The organism is Novosphingobium olei (assembly GCF_012927405.1).
In the GTDB taxonomy this organism is placed as follows: Bacteria; Pseudomonadota; Alphaproteobacteria; order Sphingomonadales; family Sphingomonadaceae; genus Novosphingobium; species Novosphingobium olei.
Window position 1 is genome coordinate 46,453 of record NZ_JABBGM010000012.1, and the last position, 13,178, is coordinate 59,630.

The 13,178-nt window shown below is 62.9% G+C and carries 10 protein-coding genes and 1 riboswitch; of the genes, 7 read left to right on the forward strand and 3 right to left on the reverse strand.

The features are described 5' to 3' along the window. Window positions 1-133: 133 nt before the first annotated feature. The 5 genes from HHL27_RS18750 (at window position 134) to HHL27_RS18770 (ending at window position 6,489) form a co-directional block, all read left to right on the forward strand. On the forward strand, window positions 134-400 hold the full coding sequence (locus HHL27_RS18750) for a hypothetical protein (protein ID WP_169494924.1): 267 nt from the start codon (window positions 134-136) through the stop codon (window positions 398-400). Window positions 401-534: 134 nt separating this feature from the next. After that, the gene (locus HHL27_RS18755; protein WP_169494925.1) at window positions 535-1,764 is read left to right on the forward strand and encodes a TolC family protein; all 1,230 of its coding nucleotides are present in this window, start codon (window positions 535-537) and stop codon (window positions 1,762-1,764) included. Continuing rightward, a complete protein-coding gene (locus HHL27_RS18760; protein ID WP_420874081.1) occupies window positions 1,761-2,990 on the forward strand; it encodes an efflux RND transporter periplasmic adaptor subunit in 1,230 nt (409 codons plus the stop codon). The genes HHL27_RS18755 and HHL27_RS18760 overlap by 4 nt, the downstream gene beginning before the upstream one ends. After that, window positions 2,987-6,121: an efflux RND transporter permease subunit gene (locus HHL27_RS18765; RefSeq protein ID WP_169494926.1), complete on the forward strand. Its 3,135-nt coding sequence runs from the start codon at window positions 2,987-2,989 to the stop codon at window positions 6,119-6,121. Before HHL27_RS18760 ends, HHL27_RS18765 begins: the two co-directional genes overlap by 4 nt. After that, window positions 6,118-6,489 (forward strand): copper-binding protein, encoded by a 372-nt coding sequence (locus HHL27_RS18770; RefSeq protein WP_169494927.1) that lies wholly within the window; start codon window positions 6,118-6,120, stop codon window positions 6,487-6,489. The genes HHL27_RS18765 and HHL27_RS18770 overlap by 4 nt, the downstream gene beginning before the upstream one ends. 141 nt (window positions 6,490-6,630) lie before the next feature. Here the strand turns inward: HHL27_RS18770 and HHL27_RS18775 are convergent, their stop codons facing one another. From HHL27_RS18775 to HHL27_RS18785, 3 genes are all read right to left on the reverse strand, one after another. Then, complete coding sequence (locus tag HHL27_RS18775) at window positions 6,631-7,575, reverse strand: sensor histidine kinase (RefSeq protein WP_169494928.1); 945 nt, start codon at window positions 7,573-7,575, stop codon at window positions 6,631-6,633. 208 nt (window positions 7,576-7,783) lie between these two features. After that, window positions 7,784-8,083, reverse strand: coding sequence for a CtrA inhibitor SciP (sciP, locus tag HHL27_RS18780; RefSeq protein ID WP_169494929.1), 300 nt, complete (start codon window positions 8,081-8,083; stop codon window positions 7,784-7,786). A 373-nt stretch (window positions 8,084-8,456) separates the two neighbouring features. After that, window positions 8,457-9,281, reverse strand: a complete 825-nt coding sequence (locus tag HHL27_RS18785; RefSeq protein WP_169494930.1) for a transporter — start codon at window positions 9,279-9,281, stop codon at window positions 8,457-8,459. Between the two features lie 400 nt (window positions 9,282-9,681). After that, window positions 9,682-9,925, forward strand: a riboswitch (cobalamin riboswitch). 81 nt (window positions 9,926-10,006) lie between these two features. Here HHL27_RS18785 and HHL27_RS18790 point away from each other — a divergent pair. After that, entirely contained in the window at window positions 10,007-12,082 is a 2,076-nt protein-coding gene (locus tag HHL27_RS18790) for a TonB-dependent receptor (protein WP_169494931.1), read from the forward strand. Between the two features lie 35 nt (window positions 12,083-12,117). Beyond that, window positions 12,118-13,146: a HoxN/HupN/NixA family nickel/cobalt transporter gene (locus HHL27_RS18795; RefSeq protein WP_169494932.1), complete on the forward strand. Its 1,029-nt coding sequence runs from the start codon at window positions 12,118-12,120 to the stop codon at window positions 13,144-13,146. Window positions 13,147-13,178 lie beyond the last annotated feature (32 nt).

Consider the following 13,178-nt stretch of genomic DNA (forward strand, 5'->3'; position numbering starts at 1 on the left):
TTGCGGTGATGATTGGCCGCGACATCGCTCCTGAGCCTGAACCACCCGCACGCCTTGGCTGAATCTGATGAACGCCGCGAGCTCTGCTGACTGCTCGCGGCGCCATCTGCAAGTTCAATCAAGGATATTCGACATGAAGCCGATTCTGACGCTCGCCGCTGTTGCGGCGGCGCTCGCCACCACATCGGTGGCTTCCGCCCATGACGCCAGCAACGGTCATTGGGATTGGCGTGGTCAGTCACCTTTCGGCCCCCGGTCGATTGCCTACCCGTCCAATCGGGTCTGGGTGAAGGACAACGCACCCGCGGTGGCTAGCTGCAACTGCTCCATGATGAAGACGGATTGCGCCAAACGCATGATGGGCATGTCCCGCAAGAGCCATTCGCCGTCGGCCAGCTAACACTATCGCTTGGCCAAAAACGAGAAAATGAGGGCCAGGCGCACGGCACCGGCAGGGTCATCCCCTTCGCCGGTGCCGTGTTAGCTGCAAGCCCTCATTGGACGTCGAACCGACCATCGTATTCGGGGCTCCCCATGCGAAAAAAATTCATCGCGCCCTTGCTGGCGCTGGTACCGGGCGTTGCCGCGGCCGAGCCATTGACGTTCGAGGCGGCTGTGCAACGCGCGATGCAGGCTGCCCCATCGGTGCAGGCCGAACAAGCCGGTGTGCAGGCCCGGCGGTCGGCTGCTGTAGCCGCCGGGCAATTGCCCGATCCGACGCTGAATGCGGGGTTGGACAACTTTCCCGTTACAGGGCCTCCCGCGTTCAGCCTCACGCGCGAAAGCATGACGATGGCGCGGGTGGGCATCGAGCAGGCTTTCCCCAATCCGGCAAAACGTGCGGCCGAGCGTTCGCGTGCGGCGGCCGACATTGCGCTCGCCGAAAGCGGCCTTGCCATCGAGCAACAAAACGTCCGTCTGGAAACGGCGCTTGCGTGGATCGACCTCTACTACGGGACACGGCGGCTCGCCCAGTTGCAGGCTCTGGATTCGAGCCTGCATGATCTTCAGGCGACTGTCACGGCGAGGCTGGCGTCGGGTTCGTCTCGTCCCGCAATGGCGCTCGAACCCGATCAGCTGCGCGCGGCGGTGAATGATCGGCGTAGCGAGCTGACGGCAGATGTCGGGCGAGCCAGGGCGCGGTTGACACGCTACACTGGGGTGCCGGACGCAGATGTGTCGGGACTGCTGCCTGTGCCGACCGTCGACAGGGCCGCGCTGGTGGCCGGGTTTGCAACGCTTCCGAAGCTGCAAGCCTTCGACGCGACCGTGGGCGGGACGGAAGCCGCCTCGTCGATGGCACGCGCCGAGAAACGGCCGGACTGGCGGGTGAGCGCGAGCTATGGCCGTCGCAAGCCCGCCTATGGCGACATGGTTTCGCTGGGCGTGAGTATCGACCTGCCGCTGTTCGGCAGAAAAAGGCAAGATCCGAAGATTGCCGCGGCGGTCAGCGAGGAAACGCAAGCGCGGCTCAACCGCGCAGCGGCGGAAAGGGAACTTGTCGCCTTGCTCGACAGCGCCCTGGCCGACCACGAGATGCACATGGCACGCCTCGACAACGCACGTCAGGTGCTGGTGCCACTCGCAAAGCGGCGCGCGGAACTGGACATGGCCAGCTATGCCGCCGGAAAGCTCGATCTCGGCAGCGCCCTGCTGTCGTCGCTGGCGTTGGCCGAAGCGGAAGTCGATGCACTGACCCGCGAAGCGGACGTCGCGCGCGATGCCGTGCGCATTGCCTATACCTATGGGGGAGTTCGGCCATGATGCTGAACGGGAAGAATGCCGTGCGCCTTGGCGCCGGGGTGCTGGCCATCGCGCTTGTCGCGGGTGGCGGCGGTTATTGGCTGGGGCGACAGTCCCCCGCGCAGGACGGCGGCCAGTCCACGCAAGCGAGCCGCAAGATTCTCTACTGGTACGACCCGATGGTGCCGGCCGAGCACTACGACAATCCCAATTCGCTCTCGTCGATGGGCATGAAGACCATACCCAAGTATGCCGATGAAACCCCGGACACGGGACCGGGCATTTCCGTCGATGCCGGCGCAAGCCAGAGCTTGGGGATGCGCATCGCCACGGCGGAAATGGGCCCCTTGCCTTCCGGGCTGACCGTCACCGGAACCATCGACTTCAACCAGCGAAGCGTCGCCAATGTGCAAGCGCGTTCGGGCGGCTTCGTTACGCGCGTTTATGGGCGGGCGCCGGGTGACGTGATCGCTGCCGGAGCCCCGATTGCCGATCTGCAACTGCCGGAATGGGGCGGCGCGCAGGGCGAATACCTCGCGGTCCGCAAGCTCGGCCGAGCCGACCTGACCACAGCGGCCCGTCAGCGGCTGCGGCTGCTGGGCATGTCCGATTCGCTGATTGGCGCGGTGGAACGCACCGGGCGCCTCAACGGCATGGTGACGATCCGCACGCCAGTCAGCGGGGTGATCCAGTCGCTCGATGTCCGCGCCGGGATGACCGTTGCGGCCGGGCAAAGCCTCGCGCAGGTAAGCGGCATCGGCACGGTGTGGCTCAATGCGGCCGTCCCCGAAACACAGGCCGGCATGGTTCGCGTTGGTCAGGCCGCGAGTAGTACGCTTGCCGCGTTCCCCGGGGAAACCTTTATCGGACGCGTCACCGCGATCCTGCCGGCCGCCCAGACCGAAAGCCGGACACTGACCGCCCGCATCGAACTGGCCAATCGCGGCGGCAGGCTGCGTCCGGGCATGTTTGCTTCGGTGGCGTTTGCCGGAGACGGCAGACCAGCGCTTCTCATCCCCAGCGAGGCGGTCATCCGCACCGGGCTCCGGACGCTGGTCATGCTGGCCTTGCCGGATGGTCACTACCGTCCGGCTGAGGTACGGATCGGGCGTGAAAGCAACGGCAAGGCTGAAGTGCTGGCGGGGCTTGCCGCCGGCGAGAAAGTCGTGGCCTCGGGCCAGTTTCTGCTCGATTCCGAGGCTAGCCTGTCGGGTGTCGAGGCGCGCCCGCTCGGAGGCGGTCGATGATCGCCGCGATCATTCGCGGATCGGTCAGGGCGCGCAATCTCGTAGTTGGTGCGGCGCTGGTGCTGACCATGCTTGGCATCGCCGCGGTTCGCACGACGCCGGTCGATGCCTTGCCCGACCTGTCCGACGTGCAGGTCATCATCCGCACCAGCTGGCCGGGGCAGGCGCCGCAGATCGTCGAGAACCAGGTCACAACCCCGGTCGCCTCGATGATGCTGTCGGTCCCCGGTGCGCGCGTGGTGCGTGGCTATTCGTTCACCGGAGACAGCTTCGTCTATGTTCTGTTCGACGACAGCACGGACCTCTACTGGGCACGCAGCCGCGTTCTTGAATATCTGAGCCAGGTGCAGAGCCGCCTGCCGGAAGGGGCCAGGCCCTCGCTCGGTCCCGACGCGACAGGGGTTGGCTGGGTCTACGAATATGCGCTGGTTGACCGGACCAGACGGCATGACCTGTCGCAGTTGCGCTCGTTGCAGGACTGGTTCCTGCGTTATGAGCTGAAGACCGTTCCCGGTGTGGCCGAGGTCGCCAGCATTGGCGGGATGGTCAAGGAATACCAGATCCTCGTCGATCCGGCGAAGCTTGCCGCCTTTGGCGTTACCGGCGACGAGGTGGCCGAAGCGATCCGCCGCGCGAACCAGGAAGTCGGCGGTTCGAGCGTGGAGATGGCCGGGGCCGAATATACCGTGCGGGCAAGTGGCTACCTGAAGTCGCTTGATGACTTTCGCTCCGTTCCGATCCGCACCACTGCGGGAGGCGTGCCGGTCATGGTCGGCGATGTGGCAACAATCCAGCTTGGTCCGGAGATGCGGCGCGGCATTGCGGAACTGAACGGGCAAGGCGAGGTCGCAGGCGGTGTCATCGTCATGCGGCAGGGCCAGAATGCCCGGGACGTCATTGCCGGTGTGCGCGGGAAGCTGGAGGAGCTGAAGAAGAGCCTTCCACCCGGGGTCGAGGTGGTTACCACCTATGATCGCTCGGGGTTAATCGATCGCGCGGTCGAGAACCTCACCGGCAAGCTGTTCGAAGAGTTCCTGATCGTTGCGGCCGTCTGCGCGCTGTTCCTGTGGCACGCGCGCTCGGCGCTCGTCGCCATCCTCACCCTGCCACTCGGCATCCTGATCGCGTTCGTCGCGATGCGGTTGCAAGGCCTCAACGCCAATATCCTCTCGCTGGGCGGCATCGCCATTGCCATCGGGGCGATGGTCGACGCGGCCGTTGTCATGATCGAGAATGCGCACAAGCATCTCGAACGCTGGCGGCATGACCATGCAGATGCGGAGCCCGACCCGGCCATGCGCTGGGCGCTGGTGACGGCAGTTGCCGCCGAAGTCGGACCCGCGCTGTTTCTCAGCCTGCTGATCATCACGTTCTCGTTCCTGCCCATCTTCACGCTTCAGGGGCAGGAGGGGCGGCTGTTCTCGCCGCTTGCCTTCACCAAGACTTATGCGATGGCGGCCTCGGCGCTGCTTTCGATCACGCTGATCCCGGTGCTGATGGGGCTGCTGATCAAGGGAAGGATTCCGAGTGAGGAGGCCAATCCGCTCAACCGGACGCTGACACGGCTCTATCGTCCGATCATTGACCGGGTGCTGGAACGCCCGAAGCAGACGCTGTTCATCGCCTTGCTGGTCTTTGCCACCAGCCTTTGGCCGCTTGCGCGGATCGGCGGGGAGTTCCTGCCGCAGATGAACGAGGGCGACCTGCTTTACATGCCATCGGCCCTGCCGGGTCTTTCGGCGGCGCAGGCGGGGCACTTGCTCCAGCAGACCGACCGGCTGATCAAGACCGTGCCCGAGGTGGAAAGCGTGTTCGGCAAGGCAGGTCGTGCAGACAGTGCGACCGACCCCGCACCACTTGAGATGTTCGAGACCACCATCCGCTTCAAGCCCCGCGACCAGTGGCGTCCCGGCATGACGCCGGCCAAGCTGATCGAGGAACTCGACGCGCGGGTAAAGGTGCCCGGTCTTGCCAACTTCTGGATTCCACCGATCCGCAACCGGATCGACATGCTGGCGACCGGCGTAAAAAGTCCTATCGGCATCAAGGTTGCCGGTTCGAACCTGTCCGATATCGACCGGACCGCGCAAACTATCGAGGGCGTGGTGAAAACGGTGCCCGGCGTGACCTCCGCGCTGGCCGAGCGGTTGACCGGTGGCCGTTACATCGACGTCGATGTGAACCGTGCGGTCGCCGCGCGCTATGGCCTCAATGTGGCCGATGTGCAGGCAGTGGTTTCTGGTGCCATCGGCGGCGAGAGCATTGGCGAAACGGTAGAGGGCCTCGCCCGCTATCCGATCAGCGTGCGCTATCCCCGCGAATTGCGCGACAGCGTGGACAAGCTCGCAAACCTGCCGGTGCTGACGCCCTCGCGTCAGCAAATAACGCTGGGCACCGTCGCCTCGATCCGCGTCAGCGATGGGCCGCCCATGCTTCGCAGCGAGAACGGCCGTCCAGTCACCTGGATCTACGTCGATGGGCGCGACAGCGACATGGCCTCGCTCGTCGAATCCATCAACCAGGCCATAACCGCCAAGGTGCAACTGCCGCCGGGTGTGAGCATCTCCTACACCGGGCAGTACGAATTTCTGGTCCGGGCGAAGGAGCGGATGAAGCTGGTTATCCCGGTGACCCTCGCGATCATCTTTGCGCTGCTATACCTGACTTTCCGCCGATGGGACGAGGCACTGCTGATCATGGGCACGCTGCCGTTCGCACTCACCGGTGGATTGTGGCTGCTTTACTGGCTCGGCTACGATCAATCGGTTGCAACCGCGGTGGGCTTCATCGCGCTCGCAGGCGTCGCCGCCGAGTTTGGCGTGGTCATGCTTATCTATCTCAAGCAGGCACTGAATGAGCGCACCGATGGTGATGTCGCTGCTGCCGTCCGCGAAGGCGCGCTGCTGCGCGTGCGGCCCAAGGCGATGACGGTCGCGGTAATCCTCGCTGGCCTGCTCCCGGTTCTCGTCGGCAGCGGGGCGGGATCGGAAGTCATGAGCCGGATTGCCGCTCCCATGGTGGGCGGCATGCTCACCGCCCCCTTGCTGTCCATGCTCGTACTTCCGGCCGCGTACCTCCTGTTGCGCCGCCGAACTTATCCGACCGATCACCCCCAAGGAGAAGTGAAATGACCAGAACCATGACTGTCGTCACGGGCCTCGCGCTCGTCGCCGCACTCGCCGGTTGCCAGAAGCAGGCCGAAGCTCCAGCGCCGGCGCCGAGCAGTTCGATGATGTCGGGCAACATGGGCACCATGCCAATGGCCGGAGCCATGAAGCACGGTCAGGCCACCGGCACCGTGACCGCGATCGACACCGCCAAGGGCACGATCACGCTCGACCACGGTCCGATGATGGGTCTGGACTGGCCTGCCATGAAGATGGGCTTCACGGCAAAGCCTGAGCAACTGGCCGGCCTGAAGATCGGGGACAAGGTGGACTTCGAGATCGACTGGGATGGCAAGGCCGGCACGGTCACGAAAGTTCGCAAGGTCAACTGAAGCAGCGCGACCGGTGATGGATTCACGCCCCTTGCCGGTCGCGACTGAATTTTTGGGTTCTATTTGTCCATATTGGGAAATATCGTCAAATATTAATTTTATGAATTATAATCCACCCATATATTCTAAAGTACATACGGATTAAGCGCAATTTATTGATACCTCGCACCATGCACCACTGGGGGGGAAATTCAGGTCAACTGCGGCCAGCCCAGGCTGGGCCGAAAGCAACTTGTGGCCCAGACCTTGCTTTTTTGGCGGTCTCACACAAGGCCCCAGTCGCTCCTCCCACAGGACAGTCAGGCATTTGCCGTCCGGGCGGAGAAACCACCGTAGTGACACTCGCCCTTCTGGCACCGACAACGCCCCGTACCGCATCGCATTCGTACAGAGCTCGTGAATGGCCATGATCAATGGAATGCAGCTGTCAGTTGGGACCTCAATGGGCTCTCCCGCGAGGTAGATCTGTCCTTCCGAACAAAATGGCGCGATTGCCTTTTGGAACATCGTCGGCAGTTTACGGTCGGAACTTGAGCCAATTTGCAATAAATCGCTTGCCCTCCCCAACGCATTCAAGCGTTCTGAGAAAACCGAATAAAAATCTAGTGGCGAATCTTCGTTTATTCCGCGTACAGCAAGCGCCTGAATCACGGCTAAAACACCTTGAACACGGGCCTTTAGCTCCTCGTTGTATTGCCCCTGCTTTCTAGAGTATTCATCGGCACGGCGGATGGCGACTTTCAATCGATCTCCAATGACAATGATGCTTGCCGAGGTTAGAGCGAAAACCATAAACAAGGAAAAATGTGCTTGGTCCGGATGTTTGAACCAAGGCTCGCCAACAAAAAGCCACTGGGTAAGCGCAGCCGATCCGAACGCCACTAGGGATGCCAAAAACAGATCTAGCAGCAAGGAAGCGACGAGAATCGCCGGGAAGCATGTCGCAAAGTGCATCCCCAGCCTTCCGCCATCGATTACCCAACGAAAAAGGGGCGGCAGCAAGATCAGGCCAATCGCAAAAAGCACCTGAATCCAACGACCGCGGGGATTGGCTACCGCATTGTTAACTAATTTTGCCAAAGCCATACCCTATGCCCCCTCGCTTCACCGCTGCTTGGTTCGCGTGATTCATACTTGGGCCTAATGCGACTGAGACGGGAGCACGAGTCCGATCTCCCCGCTGCCTTCAGACGAACCATCAACAGGTAATCTACGGTGGGCATTATGCGATCTGCCCCTGCAATCGATGCGAAGACGGCGCGCCGACAACCATCGCTCGACCCGGCAGATTTATTTAGTATCTGTTGATACGATCGTACAGTTTCCGGTAGTGTTGTATTCTAGTAACTCGAAGGCCGGCCAATCCGGAGCGATCGACTGCTCGCTCCCAGCCAATATACTCTTCAAGTGTGAGGCGATATCGCGTGCACGCCTCATCGATCGTCAGAAGCCCGCCCTTTACTGCAGCCACGACTTCAGCCTTGCGCCGGATAACCCAGCGCCGGGTGTCGATTGGCGGAAGAGACGCGAGCGTCAAAGGCTCTCCTACCGGGCCGATCACCGATTCTGGGCGAATTTTCTGGTTCTCAAGCATGTCGACATTTTATATATCAAAGGTTAATTGTTTGCATACTAATGTAATGGGATTGCATCCCCAGCACCCCATGGCGGCCCGTCCGAAATTCCGTGTCAGGCCGGTGCATGCGACATCGCCCAATCTACGCGGTACACTACCCATCCCCAGAGCACTCGGCGTCCGCGGCGCATAGAAGATGGGCCTCGATAGCACCGCCTGGCCCTTTCACGCTGTCCGAGACCCGTGACCGCCTCGCGCCCAGAGCAAGACCGAAGATTGACCTCGCCCGAAGATGACCGATCACCAAAGGTCTTCCTTGATCGCAAGCCACCTTCCAGACATGGAAGAAGCAAGGCGTACTCAGCGGATCGAATTCACGCGATGTGGCCAGCTAAAAGCCCGCGCCGATCATTAAGCCGAGGGTCGTGTTCGCCGCTCCTCGACTCAATCCTGCTTCCCCTTGAATGCCCACGCGCAACTTGGGCCTCAGAGATACACCAAGGCCCACTGCAACGCTCTGACTGTCGGCCAGTGCTCGCGTTGCCGATTGCTCGTAGGAATAGGACAAAATCCCATCTACCCCATGTCCCAACCCAACACGCGCACCAGCGCTACCTGACAGAACGTTATGCACTGCGACATCACTAGGCTTGCCAATAATTGAATAGCCGACGCTGGCAAACGGTGCGACTCCGCCACCGATTGCGCGCGACACCTGGGCGTTCACGACATAATTGGCCTTACCGGTACCAAGTCCCTTGGAGCGAGAAGCAGTCGGAATTTTCAGCCCTGCCCCCAGCGATGCAGCGAAACCCGCTATGGGTAGACCGTAGGCCATCTGCACATTTGCATCGCCTATTCCCTCCCGTTTGGTCCGTCGCGTATCGGTACGGCCGCTGGCCAGAAGCGGAGTGCCGAAAAGCCCGCCTTGGCTCAACACAACATCGACAGGTGCGGTCGTCTGTACATACGGCACGGCGACGGCGAACCGTACCCGCCCTTTTCGTACCGAAACCCCGACCGTTGTCGCAACTGTCTCGACCTTCGCTCCAGTACCATAGTCGCCCCGTCGGTATTCCGCTCCACCGAACACTTCACCTGATCCATCGGGGGATGCAGAAGTGCGTGGCCGAAGCACCAGTTCCTGCGCAACCGCATCGGTTTGTGGGATGACGACGGCAATGAGAAGCAACGGAAAATTGGAAATACTGCGCATGGAATGGCTCCGGTCAGCCTTGGCGATCGGAGCCGGCTGTCCCATGGAGAACGAATTAGGGAGCTCGCTTAATCCATAGAGCCACGCGCGCCGGATGCACCCTTGCCATATGCTTGGCACTCGGGGGAGGGGAACCATGCTTCTCGCCGCCGGCCGCAAGGGCTCCGCGCGTTCCCTGCTGGCTTCTACTTTATGCTACCGCGTCGGCGTGTGATACCGATGCACAGTTCAGCGAACCTCGGTCCCCTGCGACGGTACGGCCATCTTCTGCGTGAGAGCATTGCCAATGGCGAGGTCAATTCTGGCTGGCCAACACGGCGAGCTGAGTTTTACGCCCCCCCCCCTAGTCTTTAGCCTGCGGACGCCCTAATGGGCCCGCACGCCATCTGAAGCAATCCAGGTGGCGAATGATCGCGTCGGTGCCCGAAAGGGCTTAAACGGGAACGCGGTGAGGACCGGCATCGCGCCGATCCGAAGCCGAGGCTGTCCCTGCAACTGTAAGCGGCGAGCGCGATGCAACCGCTTCCCCCTCAACGCAGGGGAAGCAGCCACTGGGCCGGACGCAGAATCATGCGAGGCCTGGGAAGGCTTGCATCAAGCGATGACCCGCGAGCCAGGAGACCTGCCGGCGTCTGGTCGCTCTTGCCATGGCCCAGGGGTTGGCCGAGGCACGGTGAACTCCGTCTGAGCGACGCCTAGCCGCCGACACGTGTCGGGCGACAGCAATGTCGCGCGCGCGTCCGGCCCTGTCGCAAGATGCCGGAGTACCCCGTATCGTGATCCAGCCCCTTCTTCCTGCCAGCGTACTGGCACTTTCCCTGACCCCTCCGCCCTGCCACGCCGAAGCCGCCGACAGCGCCGCAACGGCCGACATCGTCGTGTTCGGGCGGGGCGAAACCAAGATCGGCACGGCTCACGCCGCCAGCGAAGGCAGTGTCGGTGGAGCCGACCTGCTGGTGCGCCCATTGCTGCGGGTGGCCGAACTTCTCGAGGCCGTGCCGGGCATGGTCGCCGCGCAGCATTCAGGTAGCGGCAAGGCCAACCAGTACTTCCTGCGCGGCTTCAACCTCGATCACGGATCGGACTTCACCACCTACATCGACGGCGTGCAGATGAACTTTCGCACGCACGGACATGGGCAAGGCTATCTCGACCTCAACGGCCTGATCCCGGAAGTGGTGGCGCGCGAGGACTTTCGCAAAGGCCCCTATCGCGCCGATGGCGGCGACCTGGCGCTGGCCGGTGCCGCGTACATGGTCACGGTCGATCGCTACGATCGCCCCTGGGCCTCGCTCGAAGGCGGCTCTTATGGCTGGCGACGCTTGGCAGCGGGTGGAACCGTCCACAATGCAGCCGGGGGCGAGCTCACGCTGGTGGCACAGGCCAAGCTCTATGACGGCCCCTGGCAGGAGCCCGAGCGGCTGCGGCACTATGCCGGATTCGCCAAGTATCGAGCACCGGCAGGCAAGGGAACGCTGGAAGCATCGCTCCACGCCTATCGCGCCACTTGGCGGCCAACCGAGCAGATCCCCGAGCGCATCGTCGGTACGTCGCTCTGCCCCGACGTCTTCTGCTCGCCCGATCCATCCGCGCGGGGCCAGACCACGCGCCTGATCGGCAACATGGCGGTGAAGCAGCCGACCTGGCACGCCAACGCCTATGCCCAGTTCTACGACTGGTCGATGTTCTCCAACCCGACTTACGCCGACCCCGACGGGACCAGTGCGCAGATCGCACAGTTCGACCGACGCTGGGTGCTGGGGCTGACCGCGCAGAAGAACTGGTCGATCGGGCCTGCGCTGACGCTTTCGACCGGCATCGAGAGCCGGTACGATGCGATCGGCAATATCGGCGTGAACCGGACGGCCGAACGGCGGTTCCTCGCCTCGCTGGGCCATTACCGGGTCAAGGAGCTATCGACGGCGCTCTATGGCGAGGCGACATGGGCGCCCCTGACTGGACTGGGGCTGACTGGGCTGCGGCTGACGGGTGGGCTGCGGGGGGACTATTACCGCTACGCCGTCAGAGCGCGCGATGCCGCCGCCGCGGCGCTGGGCCAGGGGGATGGCTCGGCCTTCCTCGCCTCGCCCAAGGCGTCGGTGTCCTGGGCCGTGACACCGCACATCGAATTCTATGGCAATTGGGGCCGTGGCTTCCATTCCAATGACATGCGCGGCGCCGTCAACGCGGCCACGCCGGTTCCGGCGCTGGTTCGCGGATCGGGCCACGAACTGGGCGCGCGGACGCAGTTTTCCGGCGTCACGCTGACACTGACGCGCTGGTGGCTGAACGTCGACAGCGAATTGCGCTTCGTCGGTGACTCCAATGCAGTGGAACCGTCAGGAGCGAGCCGCCGGAACGGATACGAGGCGACGGCCTTCTGGCGGGCGCTGCCATGGCTGGTGCTGGATGGAAACTACACCATCAGCCATGCCCGCTACGACAATGGCGACCACATCCCCAATGCCTTCGAAAGCGCCGCTTCGGCGGGCGCGGCCTTGATCCTGAACCGCTGGAAAGCCAGCGTGCGGGTGCGTCACCTTGGCCCGTCGCCGCTGATCGAGGACAACAGCATCCGCGATCGCGGTAGCACCGTGGTCAACGCCCGCGCCGCGTGGTCCGACAAGCGGATCGAGCTTTACGGCGAAATCCTCAACCTGCTCGCCAGCAAGGACAAGGACATCGCGTATTACTACGAGTCCTATATCCCCGCCTTCGATACCGATGGCCCTGTTTCCGGCCGATTGAGCCGCGTAGTGGAACCACGAACCCTGCGCTTTGGCGCAAAGGTCAACTTCTGATGACGGCGCTTCATAAAGCGCATGACAGCGCGCCCATGCCTGCCCTGCCCCTCCGCCGCAGGATCGGCTGGCTGTTCGCCGCGCTCATCGGCGCCAACCTGCTGGCATGGGCGTGGGCGCTGAGCCTGTTTCATGCCCAGCCGCTGATGCTGGGGACAGCGCTGCTCGCCTGGGGGCTGGGCTTGCGCCATGCGGTGGACGCAGACCACATCGCGGCCATCGACAACGTGACGCGCAAGCTGATGCAGGAAGGACAGCGCCCGATCTCGGTCGGCTGCTGGTTCGCCATCGGGCATTCGACGATCATCGCGCTGGCATCGACCACCATCGCGCTGACGGCGAGCGCGCTTGTGCGGTTCGACGGCTTCCGCCAGATCGGGGCGCTGATCGCCACGGCAGCTTCGGCCCTCTTCCTGTTCACCATCGCGGGGATGAACCTCGTGATCCTGCGGTCAGTCTGGCGAACGTTCCGGCACGTGCGCGCGGGCGGTGCCTATGTCGAAGAAGACCTCGACATACTGACCGGATCGCGTGGGCCGCTGTCGCGGATCTTTGGCAAGCTGTTCCGGCTGATCTCAAAGCCATGGCACATGGCGCCGCTGGGATTCCTGTTCGGGCTGGGCTTCGATACCGCAACCGAAGTCGCCATCCTTGGCATGTCGGCAAGCCAGGCCGCCAACGGCGTTTCGATCGCAACCGTGCTGGTGCTGCCGGCCCTATTCGCCGCCGGAATGGCACTGATCGACACCGTGGATGGCGTGATGATGCTCGGAGCTTACGAATGGGCATTCGTGAAGCCGATCCGCAAGCTGTACTACAATATCACGATCACCCTGATTTCCGCGGTGGTCGCCATCGTCATCGGCGGGATCGAGACGATCGCGCTGATCGGCAGCAGATTTGCGCTGACCGGCTGGCCGTGGACCTTTGCCGCAGATCTGGGCGCGCATTTCAACAGCCTGGGCTTTGCCATCATCGCCTTGTTCGTGGCGTGCTGGGTTGCGAGTTTTGCCATCTATCGCTGGAAGCGGCTGGACGAAATCGAGGTTTCGACAAAGGCTTAGCCAAGAGGCGATTGCATCGGCGGCGATCTCCC

Coding starts and splice junctions, on each gene's coding strand:
- HHL27_RS18750 (WP_169494924.1), top strand. CDS start 134: ATGAAGCCGATTCTGACGCTCGCCGCTGTTGCGGCGGCGCTCGCCACC.
- HHL27_RS18755 (WP_169494925.1), top strand. CDS start 535: ATGCGAAAAAAATTCATCGCGCCCTTGCTGGCGCTGGTACCGGGCGTT.
- HHL27_RS18760 (WP_420874081.1), top strand. CDS start 1,761: ATGATGCTGAACGGGAAGAATGCCGTGCGCCTTGGCGCCGGGGTGCTG.
- HHL27_RS18765 (WP_169494926.1), top strand. CDS start 2,987: ATGATCGCCGCGATCATTCGCGGATCGGTCAGGGCGCGCAATCTCGTA.
- HHL27_RS18770 (WP_169494927.1), top strand. CDS start 6,118: ATGACCAGAACCATGACTGTCGTCACGGGCCTCGCGCTCGTCGCCGCA.
- HHL27_RS18775 (WP_169494928.1), bottom strand. CDS start 7,575: ATGGCTTTGGCAAAATTAGTTAACAATGCGGTAGCCAATCCCCGCGGT.
- sciP (WP_169494929.1), bottom strand. CDS start 8,083: ATGCTTGAGAACCAGAAAATTCGCCCAGAATCGGTGATCGGCCCGGTA.
- HHL27_RS18785 (WP_169494930.1), bottom strand. CDS start 9,281: ATGCGCAGTATTTCCAATTTTCCGTTGCTTCTCATTGCCGTCGTCATC.
- HHL27_RS18790 (WP_169494931.1), top strand. CDS start 10,007: ATGTCGCGCGCGCGTCCGGCCCTGTCGCAAGATGCCGGAGTACCCCGT.
- HHL27_RS18795 (WP_169494932.1), top strand. CDS start 12,118: ATGCCTGCCCTGCCCCTCCGCCGCAGGATCGGCTGGCTGTTCGCCGCG.